A 20,737-nucleotide genomic window follows, 5' to 3' on the forward strand; every position below is an offset into this window, starting at 1 on the left:
ACCGGCGAGGGTGCTAGCCGGCGAGAGAGCTGTCGGTGTCGCGGGGTTCGAGAGTCGAGGAGGTTTCGTCGGGGAGCGACACGAGACGCGTCTCGGGTGCCGAGACGATGACGTCGTCACCGGGGGTGACCGTCGCTCGACCGTCGGCACGCACGTCGGAGACGAGGCGCACGCGTTCTCCGCTCGCGTCGACGACCGTGACCGTCACGAGGAGGTCGACACCGCGGTAGGCGACATCCATCACCGTGCCGTGGAGGGCGAGACCCCCGCTGCGGGTCGCCGCGCTGTCTGCACTCACCTCGAGATGCTCGGGGCGAACGGTGACGAGTCCGCCGTCTGCCGTGGTGAGGAAGTTCTCGTAACCGAGGAAGTCGGCGACGAACCTGTTGGCGGGAGCACCGAACACCTCGGTGGGGGAGCCCTGCTGCATGATTCTGCCTGCGCGCATGAGCACCATGTCGTCGCTCATCTCGAGCGCCTCGTCTTGGTCGTGGGTGACGAGCACGACCGTGAGTCCGGTCTCCGACTGGATGCGCCGGATCTCGGCGCGCATCTGCACGCGCAAGCGGGCATCGAGGTTGGAGAGCGGCTCGTCGAGGAGGAGCAGTTTGGGGCGGATGGCGATCGCTCGAGCGAGGGCGACGCGCTGCTGCTGACCGCCCGAGAGGGTTCGCGGCCGACTGCCGGAGAGGTGACCGAGGCCCACGAGGTCGAGGCTCTCGGCGACCCGCTCCTGGCGCTCGCCTTTCGTCAGGCCCCGCAGTTTGAGTCCGTACCCGACGTTGTCGGCGACAGTCATGTGCGGAAAGAGCGCGTACGACTGGAACACCATGCCGAGTCCGCGTTTCTCGGGCGGAGTGCGGGTCGAGTCGACCCCGTCGATGAGGATGCGACCGCTCGTCGGGGCCGTGTAACCGGCGAGCATACGGAGCGACGTGGTCTTTCCGCATCCGCTCGGACCAAGCAGTGTCGTGAGCTTTCCGGGGGCGATCGAGAGGTCGATCGAGTCGACGGCCGTGAAGTCTCCGAAGACCTGGCTCACTCTCTCGAATTGCGCTGCGGCGTTCATCGGTTGATTCCTCCGAAGATCTTGGCGAAGCCGACGCTGCGCTCGGCGATGACGGCGACGACGACGGTCGCCGCGAGGATGAGGGTCGAGGTGGCCGCGACCATGGGGTCGTAGCTCTGTTGCACGTAGTCGAGCATCGTGACGGGGAGGGTGCGCGCGTCGCGACTCTGGAGGAGGAGCGAAAGGGGCACGTTGTTGAACGAGGTGACGAAGCCGAGGAGCGCCGCGGAGAACACTCCGGGCCGGAGGATCGGGAGCGTCACGGTGAAGAACGCGCGCAGCGGACTGGCGCCGAGCCCCCGGGCGGCCTCCTCGAGGGCCGGATCGGAGTTGGCGAGGGCGGCACCGGTGACCCGCACCGCGTAGGGGAGAAGGATGGCCGTGTGCCCGACGAGCAGTACGGCCGCGTTGTCGATGCGGAAGGTGATGACGAGCTGCTGGAAGAGGGCGAGGCCGACGACGAGTTCGGGCACGATGAGGGGGGAGAGGAAGAGCCCCTCGATGAGGCCTTTGCCCGGCAGCTTTCCGCGGTAGATCGCGAGGGTCGCCGGCACACCGAGGAGCAGGGCGATCGCCGTCGACACGACCGCGAGTTGGGCGCTCGTGACGAGGGATTCGAGGAAGGGGCTGTACGAGAGCGCTTCGCCGAACCAGCGGAACGAGAATCCCTGCGGCGGGAAGCGCAGGGTCGAGCTCTCGGAGAATGCGGTCGCGACGACGAAGAGGATCGGCACGATCATGATGATGTAGCCCGCGACGGCGAGCGAGGCGGCGACCGGGCGGCGCGTGTTCACGACACCGCTCCGCGGCGGGCGACGAGCGAGGAGAGGCCCGAGACCAGGAAGACGAGAACGGTCATGATGATGGCGGTGGCCGAGGCGCTCGCCCAGTCGATCGTGACGCTCGAGTAGGAGAAGAGCTGGGTGCTGAGCATCCGCTGCCCCGAACCACCGAGGAGGTAGGGGGTCGTGTATGCCGTGACGGATCCGGCGAACACGAGGGTCGCCGCGACGACGATGCCCGGGAGCGAGAGCGGCACGACGACATCCCAGAAGGTGCGGGTGCGGCCGGCGCCGAGTCCGCGCGCGGCGTCGTCGAGGCCCGCGTCGACCTGCGACACGGCGGAGTAGCAGGAGATGATCGCGAGGGGGAGGAAGAGCTGGGTGAGGCCGAGCACGATCGCGAGCTCCGTGTAGAGGAGTTGCGGTGCCTGCTCGGCGAGACCGAGTCCGACGATGAGTTGCCCGACGGCGCCGTTCGCGCCGAGGATGACGAGCCACCCGAAGGTGCGCACGACGTTGCTCAGGAGGAGGGGAAAGATCGCGAGGGCGAGGAGCACCCCACCCCACCGTGACGTCGAGCGCGCGAGCAGGTAGGCGATCGGAAACCCGAGCACGACGCACACGAGGGTCACGACGAGGCCGATGCCGACGGTGCGCCCGATGATCCTCAGGTCGTAGGGGTCGGTGATCATCGCGCCGAGGCGCTCGAACACGTCGCTCGGGCCGGTGCCGGGTGGTGCGAGCAACATCACGAGCGACGGGATGGCGAAGAACAGCACGAGGAACGCGAGCCCCGGCAGGAGCAGGAGGAGCGGCCTCGATGTCGATCTCATTCCGCTCCTCCGATCCGCCGGTGCCCGCTCGACGGGCACGTGTGTCGACCGGCAATGTAACCGGTTGCATACACCGTAGCCACTTCGGCATTCCTCGGGGGATGCGTGCATGTAAATTCTGCGTTTCGTGCACCCACGATCCCGGGCGCCATTGCTGCATCCGGTTGCACCACCGCCGATAGGGTTAGGCAACGGGAAGGAGTCGTGTGTCGACGCTCGCCGATGTCGCCGCCCTCTCGCGGGTATCGAAAGCGACCGCTTCGCGCGCGCTCAGTCGACCCGAGATGGTGTCTCCCGACACGGTCGCGCGCGTGCTCGACGCCGCAGCGAAGCTCGGGTTCGAACCCAATCGCGCCGCACGCCACCTCGCGCGCGGGCGGAGCGGCATCGTCGCCCTCCTCGTTCCGACGCTCGACAACTCTTTCTTCACCCCCATCATCGGGGGCGCACAGCGACGCGCCGACGACGAGGGCTTGCAACTGACGATCGCCGTGCACTCCCTCGAGACGGTCGGCGAACTCGGCGCCGTCGAGCGACTCGCGCGGCAGGTCGACGGGTTCATCATCGCGGCGCCGCGCGGCGGTGACGACCTCGTGCTCGCCGCGGGCAGCCACAAGCCCACCGTTCTTCTCGATCGCGAACTCGAGGGTCTCACCTCCGTCGTGGCCGACACCGCGTCGGCCTTCGGGGGCCTCGTCGATCGGTTCATCGAGGAGGGGCATCGGAGGATCGCCTACATCGGGGGCCCGGGTGGGTCGTGGCAAGACCGCCAGCGCACCGCGATCGTCACCGAGACGGCTCGGGATCGCGCCGAACTGACGGTTCTCGGACCGTGCCCCTCGACCTTCGCCGCCGGCATCGGTGTCGCCGCCGCGGTGCGCGACTCGGGAGCGACGGCCGTCGTGCCCTACGCGACCGCGATCGGTCTCGGCGTGCAGTACGCCTTGCTCGCCGACCCGACGTTCGACCGAGACATCGTGGTCAGTTCGGAGCGGTCGGTCGTCGACACCCTGGGGCTCGTGGGGGTCCCCGCGGTCGACGTCGACGGCGACGAACTCGGCCGCGCGGCCGCGGAGCTCTTGCTCGAACGCATCCGCGATCCCGACGCCGAACCCACGAGAACGCGCCTGCCCGTTCCCGTGCAGTGGCCGGGCGCGTGACGCGCGCGTGCTGATGCGCGCGGCGCTCAGAGCAGCAGAACCGGCTTGATCGCCGTGCCCGAGTGCATGTCGACGAGGGCGAGCCCCATCGACTCGAACGGGTACGTGCGCACGATGCGCTCGAGAGGCAACCGCCCGTCGAGTGCGAGACCCGCGAGCTGCGGAATGGATGTCGCAGGCACCGAGTCGCCCTCGAGAACCCCCGTGACCGTCTTGCCGACGAGCCGCGAGAGCGCGAGGGAGTCCGCGCCTCGACCGGAGGCGACGAGCGCGAGTGTGCCGCCCACGCGAAGCGCTGTGAGGCTCGCGTCGATCACGGAGGGGCGGCCGGACGTGTCGATCGCGGCATCCGCACCGTCGGGAAGGAGCCTCGCGAGCGCGGTCGGCACATCCATTCGACTCGCGTCGATCGTGTCGGTGGCTCCGACGGCGAGCGCGACATCCAGCCGTTCTGGTGCGACGTCGACGGCGATGATGCTCGCGGCCCCGGAGATGCGGGCCGCCATGATCGCCGATTGGCCGACCGCTCCCACACCGGAGACGAGCACGCGGTCGCCGGGCTGAACGCGCGCGACTCGCCACACCGCTCCCGCTCCGGTCTGGATACTGCACCCGAGTGGCGCCGCGAGTTCGTATGGCAGTTCGCCGGGGATGCGGACGACCGCTCGGCTGTCGACGACGGCGTACTCCGAGAACGACGACTGACCGAAGAATGATCCGTGCAGCGCGGAGCCGTCGGCGGCCTGCAGTGTCGCGCGCCCGTGCGGGTCGACCCCGGAGAAATTGCGTGCAATGAGTTCGGCGCACGCGGACGGGTGGCCGCCGGTGCACGCGCGGCAGGCGCCGCAGTGGGCGAACGACAGCGCCACTCTGTCGCCCACGTGGATTCCCGTGACGCCCTCGCCGACCGTTTCGACGTCGCCCGCCCCCTCGTGGCCGAGCACGATCGGCGTCGGCAGATCGCGATGGCCCGCGGCGACGGCGATATCGGTGTGGCAGATCCCGACGGCGCGGATGCGCACGAGCACGCTCCCCGGGCCCGGTTCGGGAACGCGGATGCTCCGCAGCGTGAACGGGGCACCGTGCGCGTCGACGACGGCGGCTCGAGAAGTGATCATGGCGGGCTCCTGTATGACGTCTGGTGTTTCTGCCTCATTACATTGTGTGCAATCAGTGTTACGGGCGCGTGAAATAACGGACATTTCGCACCAGATTGCATGCACATCCCCTAGCGTCTCCAGCACGCACCATCGGTTCGCCTCCCCTCCTTGACCCTGCAGAAAGGACGCTCATGCGTTCGAAAACGATCCGCGTCGCCGTATCCGCCCTCGCCGTCGGCACTGTCGGCGTGCTCCTGGCCGGCTGTGGTGCCGGTGACTCCCCGGCCGAGGGCGAGTTCACCGTCACGATGGCCGCACTCCAGCCCGCGCCCTCGTTCGATCCCGCCGTCATCAACAACGGTCCCCTCTACAACTACGCCGCCTCCGCGTACGAGACGCTCGTGTTCCCCGAAGCCGACGGCACCCTCACCCCGGGGATCGCCACGGAGTGGGAGTACATCGACAACACGACGCTCACGATGGACATCCGTGACGACGTCGTCTTCGTCGACGGCACCGGGCTCGACGCCGATCTCGTCGTCGCCAACATCGAGCGCTATCGCACGACCCCCGGGCCGTACCAATCACGCATGAATTCGATCGACACCGTGACCGCGGTCGACGAAGACTCGATCGAGTTCATCCTCAACACCCCCGACCTCTCCCTGCCCCAGGCGTTCTCGCTCACCCCGGGCATGATGGTGAGTCAGGCCGCGATCGACGACCCGAGCATCCTGCAGAGCGAGACGGCGGGATCCGGGCCCTGGATGCTCGACGAGTACATCGACGGCAGCGAATACACCTACGTGCGCAACCCCGAGTACTCCGGTCCGCTCGACGTCGAACCCGACGTTCTGCGCTACGTCGTCATCACCGACCTCACCGCTCAACTGAACGCCCTCCTCGCGGGAGACGTCGACATCACCGTCGCCCAGTGGACGCAGCGCGAGACCGCGGAGCAACAGGGCATGGCCGCTGTCGGCGGTGAGAGCAACGTCGGCGGGCTCTGGCTCATGGACAGGGAGGGCGAGGTCGTTCCCGCCCTCGGTGACGTCCGCGTGCGCCAGGCGATCAACCACGCGATCGACCGCGAGTCCCTCGGCGAAGCGCTGTGGAGCACCTTCCAGCGACCGACGGCGCAGGTGTTCGGCACGAGTACGAACGCCTACGACGAATCTCTCGACGACTACTACGAGTACGACCCCGACCGCGCTCGCGAGCTGCTCGCCGAAGCAGGGTACGCCGACGGCTTCGACCTGCCGATCCTCTCCCGCACGACGTTCGGCGACAGTGCGCGACTCGAGGCGACACTCCCGTTCCTGCAGGAGGTCGGCATCAACGCGACCATCGTCGACCGCACCAACGACTACTACGACGCGATGGCGGCGAAGGAGTTCGCGGCAGCGCAGTCACAGCAGAACGGAGTCACCGACGCCTACGTCGGCGCGTCGAACCTGCTCGTCGCGAATTCGCAAGTGAACCCGTTCGGAGTCACCGACCCCGAACTCGACGCGCTCATGGCGGATGCCGCAGCGGAACTCGACGCCGACGCCGCCGCCGAGAAGTGGCAAGCCGTGTCGGCGTGGGTCGTGGAGAACGCGTGGTTCGCACCGATCTCCTACTACCACACGCACAACCTCTACAACCCGGAGACGCTCGCGGGCGTCGAGCTCAGCGCCGGCCAGACCGTCGCCCTGCCGTTCACCTGGGTTCGTCCGTAACAGATCCCTCTCTCCCGCCGGGCCGACGTGATCGGCCCGGCGGGACCCCTCAAACGTCTCTCGCCTCGGGAAGGAGCAGCCATGCTCGGGTATCTCATCCGCCGTCTCGGCATCGCCGTTCTCATGGTCGGTATCGTCGGGTCGCTCGCATTTTTTCTCGTCGCGGCCATGCCCAATGACGTGACGCAGACCATCCTCGGTCCGGATGCGACGGCGCAGCAGCGCGCGGAACTACGCACGACCCTCGGCCTCGATCGACCCGTTCTCGTGCGGTTCGCGGACTTCTGGGGCGGGTTCGTGCAGGGCGACCTCGGGTCGTCACTCGTGACGGGGCGGCCGGTGATCGATCAGGTCATCGAGCGACTGCCCGTGACCCTCACGCTCGCGATGGGCGGAACCCTCGTGTGCGTCGTCATCGGTGTCGTCGTCGGCACGATCGCGGCGACGCGGGGCGGGGCGATCGACAGCGCGATCCGCGGCGTCTCGGGCGCCCTTCTCGCCCTGCCCAACTTCTGGTTCGCCGTCTTGCTCGTCTTCGTCTTCGCCGTGACCCTGCGCGTTCTGCCCGCGAGCGGATGGACGCCGTTCACGTCCGACCCCGCGCGCTGGGCCGTGCAACTGACCCTCCCGCTCGTCGCCATCGCGATCGGGTCGAGCGCCTCGATCACGAGGCAAGCGCGGATCGCGATGCTCGACGTGCTCCACCGCGACTACATCTCGACCCTGCGGGCCGCGGGAATCCCGGAGTGGCGGGTCATCTGGGTACACGCCCTCCGCAACGCGTCGATCCCCGTGCTCACGGTCGTCGGGCTGCAGTTCGTGAGCCTCTTCGGGGGAGCCGTCCTCATCGAGCAGGTCTTCTCCCTGCCCGGGGTGGGCCAATTGGCTCTCACGGCGGTCAACGTCGGCGACGTCCCCCTCATCCTCGGCATCGTCGTGTGCACGTCTGTCGTGATCCTCGCGATGAACCTCGTCGTCGACCTGCTCTACGGAGTCATCAACCCGAAGGCGAGACTCGCATGACCCGCACCACATCACCCGACAGCCCGCTGCGTCGGCTTCTCGCCCGCCCCGCGGCCGTCGCCGCTCTCGCGTTCATCGCGCTCCTGACGGTCGCGACGATCCTTCCCGGAGTCGTCGCCCCTCTCGACCCCATCGCCCAAGATCTCGGAGTCGCTCGTCAGCTGCCGAGCGCCGCCCACTGGCTCGGCACCGACGACTTCGGGCGCGACGTCTTCGCACGCATCGTGCACGGCGCGTCGCAGACCCTCGGAGGAGCGGCGCTCGCGACACTCATCGCGACCGTCATCGGCCTGCCGCTCGGCATGATCGCGGGATACAACCGCGGCGCCGCCGACGCGGTGATCTCGCGCATCGCCGACGTGTTCCAGGCGCTGCCGCTCATCATCCTGCTCATGGCGGTCATCGGCGTCTTCGGCAATGACAACCTCCCGGCGATGATCACGCTCGGCGTGGCCCTGAGCGACGGCTTCATCAGGCTCGCTCGCGCGACGACCCTCGGGGTGCGCGGTGAGCTCTACGTCGATGCCGCGCGCGTCGCCGGGATCGCCGTCGGTCGCATCCTCGTGCGGCACATCCTCCCCAACATCCGCGGGCCCCTCCTCGTGCAGGTGTCCCTCACCATGAGTACCGCCCTCCTCATTCAGGCGGGGCTCGGCTTCCTCGGGCTCGGCACCCCTCCGCCGGCACCGAGCTGGGGCGGACTCATCGCCAACGCCTCCGACCTCATCTACATCGCCCCGTGGTTGCTCGTGCCGCCGGGGGTCGTACTCATCCTGTCGATCCTCTCGTTCAACGTCATCGGCGACGCGCTCGCCGAAGATCGCCCGGGTGCGCGCCGCCGTGCGACGCGCATGCCGTGGTCGAAGCCGCTCCCCGTCGCCGACCAGCCCGTCGCGGTCGACCCCGCCTCGCCCGCCGACGACACCGCCGCCGTGAGCGTGCGCGGACTCGAGGTGTCGTTCGCAGACGCCGCCGGATCGTTCTCGGTCGTGCACGGGGTGAGCTTCGACGTCCGACGCGGTGAATCGCTCGGAATCGTGGGGGAGTCGGGGTGTGGCAAAACGGTGACCGCGAAAGCGCTCCTCGGCCTCATCGCGCCCGGCGGTCGCATCGCGAGCGGCAGCGTCCTCATCGGCGGGGTCGAGACCGTGGGGATGACGCCGAAGCAACTCCAGCGCATCCGCGGGTCGCGCATCGCCCTCATCTCGCAAGAGCCCATGGTGGCGCTCGACCCCACCTTCACCGTCGGGTCGCAATTGCGTGAGGCCGTTCGACACCACACGTCGCTGCGGGGTCGCGCCGTGCAGAATCGCGTGCTCGAACTCCTCGGTCTCGTCGGCATCGCCGACCCCGCTCAAGCGGCCGCGAGCTACACGTTCCAGATCTCGGGGGGCATGGCGCAGCGTGCCGCTATCGCCCTCGCCCTCGCGGGGGAGCCGGATGTGCTCGTCGCCGACGAGCCGACGACCGCGCTCGATGTGACGGTGCAAGCCGAGATCCTCGACCTGTTGCGCGAACTGCGCGACCGACTGGGGATGGCGCTCATCCTCGTGACCCACGACGTCGGGGTCGTCGCAGACGCGTGCGATCGCGCGATCGTGATGTACGCCGGCCAAGTGGTCGAAGCGGCCGCGGTCACCGATCTGCTCACGCGTCCGACGCATCCGTACTCCATCGGCCTGCTCTCGTCGATGCCCGCCAACGCGACCTCGGGCGTGCCGATGCAGACGATCCCCGGGTCGGTGCCGCCCCCGCGCAGTTGGGCTGCCGGGTGCCGATTCGCCGACCGGTGCGCCCTCGCCGTCGACGAGTGTCGCACCGCCGTCGTTCCGCTCGCGCCCGTCGCGAACGCCGAGTCCCGCTGCATCCGCCCGCAGTCCGTCGCCGAGCTCACGCTCGCGCGCCACGACGAGAGGACCTCCGCATGACCGACCCGATCCTGAGCGTGCGCGGACTGCAGATGCGGTTCCGCCACCCCACGAAGCGCCGCACGTGGGTGCACGCCATCGACGACGTCGACTTCGATGTCGCCGAGGGCGAGATCGTGGGGATCGTGGGTGAATCGGGGTCGGGCAAGTCGACCATCGGGCGCTGCATCCTCGGACTCGAGACCCCGCTCGCCGGCGAGATGGTGTTCGGCGGCACCGACCTCGCGAAACACCAGATGCGACGCAACCGGCTCGACATCGCCCGACGACTGCAAGTGGTCTTCCAAGACCCCTACAGCTCACTCAACCCGTTCCGCACGATCGGCGAGATCCTCATCGAGCCCGTGCAAGCCACCCGGAGAGTGCCGACGGATGTCGCGCTCGAGCGAGCGCGCGACATGCTCGAACAGGTCGGCCTGCCTCGCGAGGCGGTCGACCGCTACGCAACCCAGTTCTCGGGCGGTCAGAGACAGCGCATCGGAATCGCGCGGGCTCTCATGATGGACCCACGACTCGTCATCTGCGACGAATCGGTGAGCGCCCTCGACCTCTCGACCCAGGCTCAAGTGCTCAACCTGCTGCAGTCGCTCGCTCGTGATCGCGGTCTCGCCTACATCTTCATCGCCCACGATCTCGACGTCGTGCGCTACCTCGCCGACCGGACGGTCGTGCTCTACCGCGGCCGTGTCATGGAGCAGGGCGACTCGGCGGCCGTGCACGCCGACCCTCTGCACCCCTACACGACGGCCCTCCTCGCCGCCGTGCCCGTGACCGATCCCACCGAGCAGAGCGAACGGCGCGCGCTTCGAGCGACCGCACGTCGTGCCGCGGAGGCGACAGCGTCGGCGGCGGTCACGACGGGGCCGGCCACGGGCCACGCGGGGTGCCCGTTCGCGGCGCGCTGCGCCTTCGCCGAACCGGTCTGCACGACCACGCGCCCCGTCGACAGCGAGGTGGGGGAGCGCGCGGTCGCCTGCCACATGTATGCCGCGGCCAGCGGCCACACCCGCGCGGGGTTGGGCATGCCCAGCCTCGCGCCCCAGAAAGGACGCGCACTGTGACCACCCGACCGATCGCGACGACACTCGTCTCGCTCGAGACCGCAGACGGGTGGACGCTCGACGCCCTGCACTACCGCGACCCTCGACTCGACTCCGTTCCGCCGTCCGACCGGGTGGCGGTCGTGCACTTGCACGGCAAGGGCGGCAACATGACGAGCGGGATGTCCCGGTATCTTCCCGAACTGCTGCCCGGCGTCGAACATCTGAGCGTCAACATGCGCTGCCACGATCTGGCGACCTACTCGGGCCGCGGTGACGTTCCCGCGGGCGGGGGCATGTTCGAGTCACTCCGCGACGGCCACCACGACGTCCACGCCGCCGTGCGCTATCTCCGCGACGCGGGCATCGGAACCGTCGTGCTCGCGGGGTTCTCGTCGGGCGGCTGGTACGTCGGCGACTATTCGGCACGCCACCACGATGTCGACGCCCGTTTTCTGCTGTCGCCCCTCACCGACAACAAGACGCGACTCGCCTGGTGGTTTCCCGACGGAGACGGCATCGCCGAGCGCACCGAGCTCGCCGAAGCCCTCGTCGCCGCGGGCCGGCCCCACGAGCTCATCCCCGTGCCGAGCGACTACTGGGCCATCAGCGCCGACGCGTGGTTGCAGCGCGTCGGTGAGGAGGACGGCACCTGGCTCACCGCCCTGCGCGCCGACGACACCCCGGTGCTGCTCGTGTGGGGCACGGAGGAGTCGCGCGCGGAGCTGTGGCGCGAGCTCTACGACTCCTTTCCGGGCGCTCGCTCCCGCGCGGCGGTCGAGGGAGCGGAACACGACTTCGTCGGCTTCGAAACCGAGGTCGCGGGCCTCGTGAGCGAGTGGCTGTGGGATGTCTGCGCCGTCGACGCCGGCGCCCCGGGCACTGCGCGCACCGCACTGCACTTCGGCTGATCCCACCCCACGACCACCCCCACCCCCACCCTGAGGAGACAACGCATGCCCGACATCACCGGATATCGCAAGAAGGTCGCCGTGATCGTGCCGTCGACCAACACCGTCGTCGAACACGACGTGGCGGCGCTGCGACCGCACGGTGTGACATTCCACACCGGCCGCATGTACATCGACAATCCCGACCTCGACAGTGACGAGGCGTTCGAGGCCCTGCTCGGCCAGATCCGCGCCTCGATCTCCGTCGCCATCCGCGACGTCATGACGGCGAAGCCCGACGTCATGATGATGGGGATGTCGGCCGAGACGTTCTGGGGTGGCGTCGAGGGCAACGCCTCGTTCATCGAAAGGGTCGAGGCGATGGCCGAGGGTCTCACGGTCTCGACGGGCGCGTCGGCGTGCCGGGCCGCTCTCGAGGCCATGGGGGTGACGAAGATCGCCGTGTTCTCGCCCTACCAGCCCGTCGCCGACGTCAACGTGCGTCGCTACTTCGAGGAGGCGGGGTTCGAGGTCGTCAACATCACGGGCTTGCGGTGCGCGTCGGCGACCGCCATCGCCGAGGTCACCCCGGAGCAGATCATCCGCACGCTCCGAGAGATCGACACTCCCGAGGTCGAGGCCATCGTGCAGGTCGGAACGAACCTGTCGATGCTCGGCGTCGCGGAGCAAGCGGAGCACTGGCTCGGCAAACCCGTGATCGCCATCAACGCCGCGACGGTGTGGCACTGCTTGAGAGGAGCAGGAATCACCGACACGTGGGGTGGCTACGGCTCCCTCCTGCGCGACTACTGATCCACTTCCACCGAGATTCGAGGAACACACCATGGCACCACAGTTCGACTTCGATGCGATCGTCGTCGGAGGCGGCCCCGTCGGCACGACGACCGCCCTCAAGCTCGCGAAGGGGGGCATGCGCGTCGCGATCTTCGAGAAACGGCAAGCGGCGACCCTCGAGCAGCGCGCGTCGACCTTCCACCCGCCGACCCTCGAGATGCTCGAGCCGCTCGGCCTCGCGCAACCGCTCATCGATCAGGGCATCGTCGCCCGGTCGTATCAGTTCCGGGACGCCAAACTGGGCAAGATCGTCGAGCTCGACTACTCGGTACTCGAGAACGACACGCCCTACCCGTTCCGAGTGCAGGTCGAGCAGGGCAACCTCACCCGGGCCGCGCTCGCCGCCCTCACGTCCGAGCCCCTCGTGCAACTGCACCTCGGGAGCGAGGTCCTCGCGGTGCACGACGTCGACGGTGGATACGAGGTCGACATCGCGGGGGAGGGTGCAGGCACGCATACGGCGCGGTATCTCATCGGTGCCGACGGATCGCGCAGCGTCGTGCGGGAGACGCTCGGGGTCGCGTTCACGGGCCGTACCTACCCCGACCGCTATCTCGTCATCACGACGACGCTGCCGCTCCACGAGATCCTCGACGATCTGTCTGTCGTCAACTACGTCGCCGACCCGGTGGACTGGCACGTCCTGCTGCGCAACCCGAGCGGGTGGCGCGTGCTCTTCCCGACCTCGCCCGACACCCCGGACGAGACACTGCTCGACCCGGAGGAGGTGCGCTCCCAGCTCCGCAGGGTCGTGCCCGACTTCGACGGCTATCCCGTGGCGCACGTTACCCTGTACGAGATCCACCGGAAGGTCGCGGCGACCTTCAGGGTGGGGAGCACTTTTCTCGTGGGCGACGCCGCCCACGTCAACAATCCGCTCGGGGGGATGGGTATGAACAGCGGTATCCACGACGGATTGCTGCTCGCCGACGTGCTGCTCGACACGGCTGCGGGCCGAGCGGACGACACCGCCCTCGACACCTGGGCCGAGCAGCGTAGGCACGTCGCCCTGAGCTACGTGGGCGAGGAGACCGAGGGCAACTGGAACGCGCTGCGGGATCGCGACGAGTCACGTCGAGCGATGCAGCGAGACGCGTGGCGCGCTCTCGGCGAAGACGCCGCCGCCCGCCGAGAGTTCCTCCTCACCTCGTCGATGATCGCGAGTGTGCCTCGATGACGTCGTCGATGGAGGTCCCGTCGCTCGACAAGATGGAGTCGGCGACCGGGGGCGAAGTCGTGTTCTGGGAGCTGCGCTCCCGCATCATGAGCGGCGTTCTCGCACCCGGCGCGATCCTGCGGGCGCAAGCGTTCGCCGAGGAGTTCGGGGTCAGTCGCACCCCCGTGCGGGAGGCGCTTCAGAGGCTCGCCGAAACGGGGCTCGTCGAATACATCCCGAATCGCGGTGCGACCGTCATCGGATACACGCCCGAGCAGATGATCGAGACGTATTACGTTCGCGCGACCCTCGAGAGCCGTGCGGCCGCTCTCGCCGCGCCGCGGATCACGCCGGCCGAGCTCGCGACCCTCGCGCAGCTCATCGACGACATGGAGGAGTTCGTGCCCGGCGACACCGCGCAGGATGTCGGCGAACTCGGGCGCATCAACATCGACTTCCACAGGCTCATCGTTCAGGCCTCGGGAAGCAAGATGCTCGAGACCCTCGTGGGCACGGTCCGTCAGATGCCGCTCATGATCCGCAACTTCCAGAACTACGGCGAGACCTTCCGGCGGCGCGTCAACCACCAGCACCGCGACATCCTCACGGCCCTCGAATCGGGGGATGCCGAGTGGGCCGAGGTCGCGATGAAGTCGCACATCTTCGCGGCGCGCAACGCGGCGATGCGCGCGGGTCGCGCACACCACACCGCGGACTGCTGACGTGGCGCGCGAGTCCGGGGCCGGCGACGGTCCCGAGGACGGGCGTGCCCGCAAGCGCGCGAGGCCCGGGCGGATCGCCACTCTCGCCGCGGTCGGAACCACGGTCGTCACCGTGCTCCCGGTCTTCCTCGTCGGTGGTCTCTCGGTGCAGCTCGGCGCCGACACCGGCCTGGGTCCAGCCATGCTCGGCATCGTCGTCGCCGTCTACTGGGCGAGCTCGGCGAGCTTCTCGTCGGCCGCCGGTCGGCTCTCCGCTCGCATCGGGTCGCGCAGCGGCATGGCGGCCGCGGCCCTCGGCGGGGGAGTGGCCCTCGCCGGTATCGCCGCACTGACACCGACGTGGCCGTGGCTGTGTCTCTGGCTCGTCGTCGCGGGAGCAGCCAACGCCCTCGGGCACCCGCCGTCGAACGCTCTCATCGCCGCCGAGGTGTCGAGGCGCAACCGGGCTCTCGCCTTCGGGCTCAAACAGGCGGCGATCCCGCTCGCGACCCTCAGTGCCGGGCTCGCCGTCCCCGTTCTCGCCCTGACCCTCGGCTGGCGCTGGAGCTTCGCGATCGCCGCGGGGTTCGCGCTCGTCATGGTCGTCGTCGTCGGTCTGACGGTTCCATCGCTCGCGAGCCCGAGGTCGGGGCGTCCGCCTCGCGGTGCCCGGATCCCCGCGTCACTTCTCCCCTTCCTCCTGCTGGCGTCGACCGCGAGCGGCCTCGGCGCGGCGCAAGCGAACGTCATCGGGGCGTTCACCGTCTCGGCCGCCTCGCAGTCCGGTTTCTCGGCCGCGAGCGCCGGACTGCTCTTGAGCCTCGGAAGCGTCGCCGGAATCGTGGCGCGCCCCCTCGCGGGTCTCGCCGCCGACCGGAGGATCGGGGGCACGATGGCGACAGTGTCGCTCATGCTCGCGACCGGTGCTCTCGGACTCGTCGGGATGGCGATCGGGTTGCCCTGGACCTTTGCCGTCGGGTGTGTGCTCGCGTTCGGTCTCGGGTGGGGGTGGAACGGGCTCGTGCACTTCGTCGTCACCGACGTCAGCCACCCGTTCGGCGCCCAGGCGACGGGTCTCGTGCAGGCGGGCGCCTACATCGGCAGCGCCGCCGGGCCCTTCGTGTTCGGGTTCGTCTTCGACAGTTTCGGGCCGAGCGTCGGGTGGAGCTGCGCCGCCGTCGTCGCGGTGCTCGCCGCGATCGTCGCGCTGCTCGCCCACCGCATCCGCCCCACAGACCATCCCCTCGAAAGGACAGAACCATGAGCGACACCACGGCACACGACTACCTCGAGAACGGCTTCAACGGGCGACTCGGTTTCGGCGAGCGCCCCGCGCTCGTCGTCATCGACTTCGTCGACGCCTACCTCGAGCCCGATTCGCCGCTCTACGCGGGGGTCGAGATCGAACTCGAGTCGGCGACCCGCGTTCTGCACGCGGCGCGGGCCGCGCGCATCCCGGTCATCTACACGGTCGTCGAACAGGAGACGTCGGGCGCCGGTGGCGGACTGTTCGCCCGCAAGGTCAGCGGGCTCTCGACGCTCGCGGCGGGATCACCGCTTGGGGCGATCGCCGCGCCGCTCACCCCCGAGCCCGGGGAGAGCGTCGTGAGCAAGAAGTACGCGAGCTCGTTCTTCGGCACGTCGCTCGCGTCCGACCTCACGGTGCTCGGGCGCGACAGCGTCATCCTCGTCGGGCTGAGCACGTCGGGATGCGTGCGCGCGACGGCGGTCGACGCCATGCAACACGGGTTCATCCCCCTCGTCGTGCGGGAGGCGGTGGGCGACCGCCGACCCGAACCCCACGCTGCGGCGCTGTTCGATCTCGACGCCAAGTACGCGGATGTCGTGTCGGAGGCGGACACTCTCGCACACCTCGGGGGGCTCGTCGCCTGAGCGGGCGCGGGACCGGCCGGGCGGGACCAGCCGGGCGCCGGCCGGTCCCGCCCGTGCGGTCAGTCGGCGGCCGGCCCGACGACGTGCTCCGACCGCGCGCCGGAGAGAGCGATCGCGTCGGGGAGGCTCGCATCCCAGTCCTTCGCGATGACGCGAGCGCCCGTCAGCACGCCGGAATCCGCCGAGCACAGCCACACGGCGGGCGCGGCCATGATGGCGGGGTCGAGCAGCTGACCGTCGGCGCCCGACGTCGCCGACGCGGGCAGCAGATCGGTGGCGCACGCACCGCCCGGAAGCAGGAGGTTCGCCGTGACCCCCGACCCGCGGAGGTCGTCCGCCCACGACCTCGTCATCGCCTCGAGCGCCGCTTTGCTCGGACCGTACGGCGCGTAGCCCCGCCGAGTCATCGTCACGGCGCTCGTCGACACGTTGACGATGCGTCCGTCTCGCTGCGCGAGAAGGTGCGGCATCGCCGCTTTCGCGAGCGAGAAGGGGCCGTTCACGTTCGTCGCGATGATGCCCGACCACGCGGCATCCGGAATCTCCCAGAAGTGCACGGGGTCGGTCGTGAAACTCTCACTCACGACCCGCATGCCGCGTCCCGCGTTGTTGACGACCGCGTGGAGGCCGCCGAAAGCCTCGAGGGTCGCGTCGACGACGGCGGGGCCGGTGGCGGGGTCGGCGGCATCGGCGACGAGAGACAGCACGCGGCCCTCATCCCCTGTCCGCACGACGGCCTCGCGGGTGAGGCTCTCGAGTTCGGGGGAGAGGGACGACGCGGTGACGGTGACCGCGTAACCCCCGTCGAGGAGGGCGAGCGCCATGACGCGCCCGAGTCCTCGGGCCCCTCCCGTGACGATCGCGACGCGTCTCGTGTGACTCGGTTCGGGGCTGCCCTCGGCACTCACAGTGTTCATGGCCGAAGCATTGCATGCAATATTGGCGGTTTGAACCACATTTAACGACGATGAAACACGAATCGCATACATTTTGACGCGGTGATACTCGCCGACCCCAAGGAGACCCCGTGCACATCGACTCGTTCATTGGTGGCCGCGCCGTGGCCGGCGTCGGGGGAGCGACGATCGCTCGTGTCGATCCCTCCGACGGTGTGACAGTCGTGGGCACGGTCGCAGACGCCTCAGCCGACCACGTGTCGGCGGCGATCGGCGCCGCTCGCGCGGCGGCTTCCGAGTGGGCCGCGGTGTCGGCGCTCGACCGCGCCTCGCTCGTGCGCGACGCGATCGGTGCCGCCGTCGACGCGGGACCCCACAGCGGCGACCTCATCGCGTCGGAACTCGGCAAGCCCGCCCACGAGGCGGCGGGGGAGTTCGCCTTCGCCCGCGCTCTCGCCGACTACTGCGCGGAGCACGCGGTCCACGTGTGCGCCGACACCACCGTGGATGATGCGGAGAGTCTTCTCGTCACGGTCTCGGAGCCCTTCGGTGTCATCGCCGCGATCACTCCGTGGAATGCGCCCGTGATCCTCGCGGCCCTCAAGATCGTGCCCGCTCTCATGACGGGCAACACGCTCGTGCTCAAGCCCTCCCCCCTCGCCCCTCTCGCGGTCACGAGCTTCGTCGCCGCGGTCGCGGCCCGGCTGCCCGCCGGCGTGCTCAACGTCGTCAACGGGGGAGCGGATGCGGGCGCCGCCCTCGTCGGCGACAGCAGGGTCGACCTCCTCACCTTCACGGGCGGCCCGTCGACCGCGCGGGTCATCGGCGCCGCCGCCGCGACGCTCATCAGGCCGACGGTCATGGAGCTCGGTGGCAACGACGCCGCGCTCGTGCTCGACGACGCCGTGTTCGACGACGAGCTGTACTCGCGCATCCTCGTCGGGGCGTTTCTGACGAGCGGGCAGGTCTGTATGGCGATCAAGCGGGTGTTCGTGCCCGCGGCGCGTCACCGCGAGTTCGTCGACGGGCTCATCGAGACGGCCGCTCGCACGGTCCGGGTGGGAGATCCGCACGACCCGACGACCACGATGGGTCCCGTCGTGAGTGGCGACCAGAAGGCGCGCATCGCGGCGCTCGTCGAGTCGGCTCGCGTCGCCGGCGGTCGCGTCGTCGAACTCGGCTCGATAGATCCGACCGTCGATCCCGGAGGATTCTGGATGCGCCCCGTGCTCGTGCTCGGGCTCGACGACGAGCACGAGCTCGTGCGGGAGGAGCAGTTCGGTCCCGCGCTCCCGATCCTCACCTACGAGTCCCTCGACGACGCCATTGCGAGGGCGAACAGCGTCGAGCACGCCCTCGCGTCATCCGTGTGGTCGACCGACACCGAGCGCGCGACCGGTGTGGCCCGGCGATTGCGCGCGGGAATGACCTTCATCAATTGCCACAACAGGTCGGGCATCTCGCTTCGCGCCGCGTTCGGCGGGCGCGGATTCTCGGGCCACGGTCGCGAGTTCGGCGAAGCGGGCATGCGGGAGTACCTGCAGTCCCACTCGATCAACTATCCCGTCGCGGCGCGACCCGGGCACGTGCTGAACGCGAGCGCCTACCCGGTCTCGTAAGACTCCGCCCGCACGTCCGAGCGCGGCGGCGCCGTGCTGTCTCGCAGCACGAGGTGCGTCGGCACGAGAGTCGTTCCGACCTCGACCGACCCCGTGCGCAACTGGGTGAGCACGCGCGCGACGCACTGTCGGCCCATCTCGGCGAAATCCTGGTGCACCGTCGTGAGCGGGGGAGAGAACGACGACGCCTCGGGGATGTCGTCGAACCCGACGATGCTCACGTCGTGGGGCACGCGGAGACCGCGTTCGCCGAGCGCCCGATACAGGCCGAGGGCCATCTGGTCGTTGGCGCAGAACACGGCCGTGCACTCGGGGGTGTCGGCGATCGTCTGACCCGCGCGATAGCCGGACTCCGCGCTCCAGTCGCCGTGCAGGATGCCGGGGACCTCCCGACCCGCGGCAGTCAGGGTCGAGCGCCACGCCCGCGCCCGCCTCTCGGCCGAGAAGCTGTCCTCCGGCCCCGAGATGTGCCACACGGTCGAGTGGCCGAGGTCGAGCAGGTGCTGCACCGCTTGCCTCGTGCCGTCGGCCTGGTCGGTGTCGACGACGGGAAATCGATCGCCGGCGTCGGAATCGACGATGACGACTTTGGCGTTCGGCGGGAGCGTGAACGGCGCCGAGTCGAGCAAGTGCATCTCCATGACGACGATGACCGCATCGACGGCGGCTTCGTCGACTCGCGTAAACGCGGTGCGGATGCTGCCCTCGGTCGGGGCGCCCGGGATGAGCGTGATCGCGTACCCCGCTTCGGCCGCCGACGTCGCGATCGCCTCGAGGGTGCGCATGTTGCCCGTCGTCGCGAGAGTGAAGAGGATGACGCCGATCGTGCGGAACTCTCCGCGCTTGAGAGCGCGAGCCGCACTGTTGGGGCGGTAGCCGAGCTCCGCCATCGCGGTCAGCACGGCCGTGCGCGTCTCGTCGACGACGCCCTCGTAGCCGTTCGCGACCCGGGAGACCGTCTGAGCAGACACTCCCGCGCGCTTGGCGACGTCGGCCATCGAAACACGACGAGGGGCCTCCGCGGTCAACTCCGCTGTCATACCGCCACTCTACGGGCTGCGGCGGCGCTGTGGTTGCGCAAACATCGAGAACGTGCTCTCATGGTTGCGTAAACAATCGACGCAGATCGTAGACAGGTCAACGCATGACAGTGACGTCTCCCCCCGTGGTCGCTCCTCCGAGCGCCACGATGATGAAACCCCGCCGACAGCGCACCTCGTGGACGGGGTGGGCGTTCATCGGCCCCTTCGTCGTCGTCTTCGCGCTCGTCTTCCTCGCGCCGATCGCGTACTCGATCTGGCTGAGTCTCTTCCGCGACCAGCTCGTGGGCGGCAACGAGTTCGTCGGTCTCGACAACTACGTGCAAGCCCTCGGCGACGACCAGTTCTGGGCGGCCCTGGGAAGGGTCGCGCTCTTCCTCGTCGTGCAGGTTCCCGTCATGCTCGGTCTCGCGATGATCGCGGCCCTCGCCATCGACAGCGGCCGCCTCTACGGCAAGAGCTTCTTCCGCATCGCGATCTTCCTCCCCTACGCCGTGCCTGCAGTCGTCGCGGCGCTCATGTGGGGGTTCATGTACGGCACCCGATTCGGGCTCGTCGGCAACATCAACGATTTCTTCGGCATCAGCCTGCCCAACCCGCTCTCGCCGGAGCTCGTGCTCGCGTCGATCGGCAACATCGTGACGTGGGAGTTCATCGGCTACAACATGCTCATCTTCTATGCCGCCCTGCGCGTCATCCCGACGTCGCTCTATGAGGCGGCGGAGATCGACGGAGCCGGCCAGATGCGCATCATCACGGCCATCAAGCTCCCGGCCATCCGCGGGGCCATCGTCATCGCGACGATCTTCTCGATCATCGGGAGCTTCCAGCTCTTCAACGAACCGGCGATCCTGCAGAACCTCGCCCCGAACGCGATCACGACGTCGTTCACCCCCAACCTCTACGCCTACTCGCTCTCGTTCGCGGGTCAGCAGTACAACTACTCCGCGACCGTCGCGATCATCATGGGCATCCTCACCATGGTCATCGCCTACATCGTGCAATTGCGCGGTATGAGAAAGGACGGATGA

Annotated in this window: 19 protein-coding genes; 13 read left to right on the plus strand and 6 right to left on the minus strand. The window is 69.0% G+C overall.

Features of this window, described 5'->3' with window-relative positions; translation table 11 throughout:
- Positions 1–13 precede the first annotated feature (13 nt).
- The 3 genes from ACLHG5_RS02775 to ACLHG5_RS02785 are packed head-to-tail and all read right to left on the minus strand — an operon-like array spanning position 14 to position 2,684.
- On the minus strand, positions 14–1,069 hold the full coding sequence (locus ACLHG5_RS02775; protein WP_411317786.1) for an ABC transporter ATP-binding protein: 1,056 nt from the start codon (positions 1,067–1,069) through the stop codon (positions 14–16).
- On the minus strand, positions 1,066–1,863 hold the full coding sequence (locus tag ACLHG5_RS02780) for an ABC transporter permease (RefSeq protein ID WP_411315717.1): 798 nt from the start codon (positions 1,861–1,863) through the stop codon (positions 1,066–1,068). Before ACLHG5_RS02780 ends, ACLHG5_RS02775 begins: the two co-directional genes overlap by 4 nt.
- Positions 1,860–2,684, minus strand: coding sequence for an ABC transporter permease (locus ACLHG5_RS02785; RefSeq protein ID WP_411315716.1), 825 nt, complete (start codon positions 2,682–2,684; stop codon positions 1,860–1,862). The genes ACLHG5_RS02780 and ACLHG5_RS02785 overlap by 4 nt, the downstream gene beginning before the upstream one ends.
- Positions 2,685–2,890: 206 nt before the next feature.
- Between ACLHG5_RS02785 and ACLHG5_RS02790 the strand changes: the two genes are divergently transcribed.
- Entirely contained in the window at positions 2,891–3,844 is a 954-nt protein-coding gene (locus ACLHG5_RS02790; RefSeq protein ID WP_411315715.1) for a LacI family DNA-binding transcriptional regulator, read from the plus strand.
- Positions 3,845–3,870: 26 nt separating this feature from the next.
- On the opposite strand, the gene ACLHG5_RS02795 is transcribed toward ACLHG5_RS02790, so the two are convergent.
- A complete protein-coding gene (locus tag ACLHG5_RS02795) occupies positions 3,871–4,962 on the minus strand; it encodes an NAD(P)-dependent alcohol dehydrogenase (protein WP_411317787.1) in 1,092 nt (363 codons plus the stop codon).
- A gap of 173 nt (positions 4,963–5,135) precedes the next feature.
- Between ACLHG5_RS02795 and ACLHG5_RS02800 the strand changes: the two genes are divergently transcribed.
- From ACLHG5_RS02800 to ACLHG5_RS02845, 10 genes are all read left to right on the plus strand, one after another.
- The gene (locus tag ACLHG5_RS02800; protein WP_411317788.1) at positions 5,136–6,665 is read left to right on the plus strand and encodes an ABC transporter substrate-binding protein; all 1,530 of its coding nucleotides are present in this window, start codon (positions 5,136–5,138) and stop codon (positions 6,663–6,665) included.
- An 81-nt stretch (positions 6,666–6,746) separates the two neighbouring features.
- Positions 6,747–7,688 carry an ABC transporter permease gene (locus tag ACLHG5_RS02805; RefSeq protein WP_411315712.1) on the plus strand — a complete coding sequence of 314 codons (942 nt, stop codon included), beginning with the start codon at positions 6,747–6,749 and terminating at the stop codon, positions 7,686–7,688.
- Complete coding sequence (locus ACLHG5_RS02810) at positions 7,685–9,616, plus strand: dipeptide/oligopeptide/nickel ABC transporter permease/ATP-binding protein (RefSeq protein WP_411317789.1); 1,932 nt, start codon at positions 7,685–7,687, stop codon at positions 9,614–9,616. Before ACLHG5_RS02805 ends, ACLHG5_RS02810 begins: the two co-directional genes overlap by 4 nt.
- Complete coding sequence (locus tag ACLHG5_RS02815) at positions 9,613–10,677, plus strand: oligopeptide/dipeptide ABC transporter ATP-binding protein (protein WP_411317790.1); 1,065 nt, start codon at positions 9,613–9,615, stop codon at positions 10,675–10,677. Before ACLHG5_RS02810 ends, ACLHG5_RS02815 begins: the two co-directional genes overlap by 4 nt.
- Entirely contained in the window at positions 10,674–11,567 is an 894-nt protein-coding gene (locus tag ACLHG5_RS02820; protein WP_411315709.1) for an alpha/beta hydrolase, read from the plus strand. Before ACLHG5_RS02815 ends, ACLHG5_RS02820 begins: the two co-directional genes overlap by 4 nt.
- 45 nt (positions 11,568–11,612) lie before the next feature.
- The gene (locus ACLHG5_RS02825; RefSeq protein ID WP_411315708.1) at positions 11,613–12,359 is read left to right on the plus strand and encodes an arylmalonate decarboxylase; all 747 of its coding nucleotides are present in this window, start codon (positions 11,613–11,615) and stop codon (positions 12,357–12,359) included.
- Between the two features lie 31 nt (positions 12,360–12,390).
- The gene (locus ACLHG5_RS02830; RefSeq protein ID WP_411317791.1) at positions 12,391–13,578 is read left to right on the plus strand and encodes an FAD-dependent oxidoreductase; all 1,188 of its coding nucleotides are present in this window, start codon (positions 12,391–12,393) and stop codon (positions 13,576–13,578) included.
- Positions 13,575–14,279, plus strand: a complete 705-nt coding sequence (locus ACLHG5_RS02835; RefSeq protein WP_411315706.1) for a GntR family transcriptional regulator — start codon at positions 13,575–13,577, stop codon at positions 14,277–14,279. Before ACLHG5_RS02830 ends, ACLHG5_RS02835 begins: the two co-directional genes overlap by 4 nt.
- Position 14,280: 1 nt before the next feature.
- Positions 14,281–15,522: an MFS transporter gene (locus ACLHG5_RS02840; RefSeq protein WP_411315705.1), complete on the plus strand. Its 1,242-nt coding sequence runs from the start codon at positions 14,281–14,283 to the stop codon at positions 15,520–15,522.
- Positions 15,519–16,151: an isochorismatase family protein gene (locus ACLHG5_RS02845; protein ID WP_411315704.1), complete on the plus strand. Its 633-nt coding sequence runs from the start codon at positions 15,519–15,521 to the stop codon at positions 16,149–16,151. The genes ACLHG5_RS02840 and ACLHG5_RS02845 overlap by 4 nt, the downstream gene beginning before the upstream one ends.
- Before the next feature lie 59 nt (positions 16,152–16,210).
- Here the strand turns inward: ACLHG5_RS02845 and ACLHG5_RS02850 are convergent, their stop codons facing one another.
- Positions 16,211–17,068 carry an SDR family NAD(P)-dependent oxidoreductase gene (locus tag ACLHG5_RS02850; RefSeq protein ID WP_411317792.1) on the minus strand — a complete coding sequence of 286 codons (858 nt, stop codon included), beginning with the start codon at positions 17,066–17,068 and terminating at the stop codon, positions 16,211–16,213.
- A gap of 110 nt (positions 17,069–17,178) precedes the next feature.
- On the opposite strand from ACLHG5_RS02850, the gene ACLHG5_RS02855 reads away from it, so the two are divergent.
- Positions 17,179–18,666 (plus strand): aldehyde dehydrogenase family protein, encoded by a 1,488-nt coding sequence (locus tag ACLHG5_RS02855; RefSeq protein ID WP_411315702.1) that lies wholly within the window; start codon positions 17,179–17,181, stop codon positions 18,664–18,666.
- Here ACLHG5_RS02855 and ACLHG5_RS02860 read toward each other — a convergent pair.
- Positions 18,651–19,706 carry a LacI family DNA-binding transcriptional regulator gene (locus ACLHG5_RS02860; protein WP_411315701.1) on the minus strand — a complete coding sequence of 352 codons (1,056 nt, stop codon included), beginning with the start codon at positions 19,704–19,706 and terminating at the stop codon, positions 18,651–18,653. The two genes, ACLHG5_RS02855 and ACLHG5_RS02860, sit on opposite strands and share 16 nt — an antisense overlap.
- 104 nt (positions 19,707–19,810) lie before the next feature.
- On the opposite strand from ACLHG5_RS02860, the gene ACLHG5_RS02865 reads away from it, so the two are divergent.
- Positions 19,811–20,737 (plus strand): carbohydrate ABC transporter permease, encoded by a 927-nt coding sequence (locus tag ACLHG5_RS02865; RefSeq protein WP_411315700.1) that lies wholly within the window; start codon positions 19,811–19,813, stop codon positions 20,735–20,737.

Source organism: Marisediminicola sp. LYQ85 (assembly GCF_046600695.1).
In the GTDB taxonomy this organism is placed as follows: Bacteria; Actinomycetota; Actinomycetes; order Actinomycetales; family Microbacteriaceae; genus Marisediminicola.

Excerpts from the sequence above, each read along its gene's own strand:
- ACLHG5_RS02775 (WP_411317786.1), bottom strand. The coding sequence starts at position 1,069 with ATGAACGCCGCAGCGCAATTCGAGAGAGTGAGCCAGGTCTTCGGAGAC.
- ACLHG5_RS02785 (WP_411315716.1), bottom strand. The coding sequence starts at position 2,684 with ATGAGATCGACATCGAGGCCGCTCCTCCTGCTCCTGCCGGGGCTCGCG.
- ACLHG5_RS02795 (WP_411317787.1), bottom strand. The coding sequence starts at position 4,962 with ATGATCACTTCTCGAGCCGCCGTCGTCGACGCGCACGGTGCCCCGTTC.
- ACLHG5_RS02800 (WP_411317788.1), top strand. The coding sequence starts at position 5,136 with ATGCGTTCGAAAACGATCCGCGTCGCCGTATCCGCCCTCGCCGTCGGC.
- ACLHG5_RS02805 (WP_411315712.1), top strand. The coding sequence starts at position 6,747 with ATGCTCGGGTATCTCATCCGCCGTCTCGGCATCGCCGTTCTCATGGTC.
- ACLHG5_RS02810 (WP_411317789.1), top strand. The coding sequence starts at position 7,685 with ATGACCCGCACCACATCACCCGACAGCCCGCTGCGTCGGCTTCTCGCC.
- ACLHG5_RS02815 (WP_411317790.1), top strand. The coding sequence starts at position 9,613 with ATGACCGACCCGATCCTGAGCGTGCGCGGACTGCAGATGCGGTTCCGC.
- ACLHG5_RS02825 (WP_411315708.1), top strand. The coding sequence starts at position 11,613 with ATGCCCGACATCACCGGATATCGCAAGAAGGTCGCCGTGATCGTGCCG.
- ACLHG5_RS02830 (WP_411317791.1), top strand. The coding sequence starts at position 12,391 with ATGGCACCACAGTTCGACTTCGATGCGATCGTCGTCGGAGGCGGCCCC.
- ACLHG5_RS02835 (WP_411315706.1), top strand. The coding sequence starts at position 13,575 with ATGACGTCGTCGATGGAGGTCCCGTCGCTCGACAAGATGGAGTCGGCG.
- ACLHG5_RS02845 (WP_411315704.1), top strand. The coding sequence starts at position 15,519 with ATGAGCGACACCACGGCACACGACTACCTCGAGAACGGCTTCAACGGG.
- ACLHG5_RS02850 (WP_411317792.1), bottom strand. The coding sequence starts at position 17,068 with ATGAACACTGTGAGTGCCGAGGGCAGCCCCGAACCGAGTCACACGAGA.
- ACLHG5_RS02860 (WP_411315701.1), bottom strand. The coding sequence starts at position 19,706 with ATGACAGCGGAGTTGACCGCGGAGGCCCCTCGTCGTGTTTCGATGGCC.
- ACLHG5_RS02865 (WP_411315700.1), top strand. The coding sequence starts at position 19,811 with ATGACAGTGACGTCTCCCCCCGTGGTCGCTCCTCCGAGCGCCACGATG.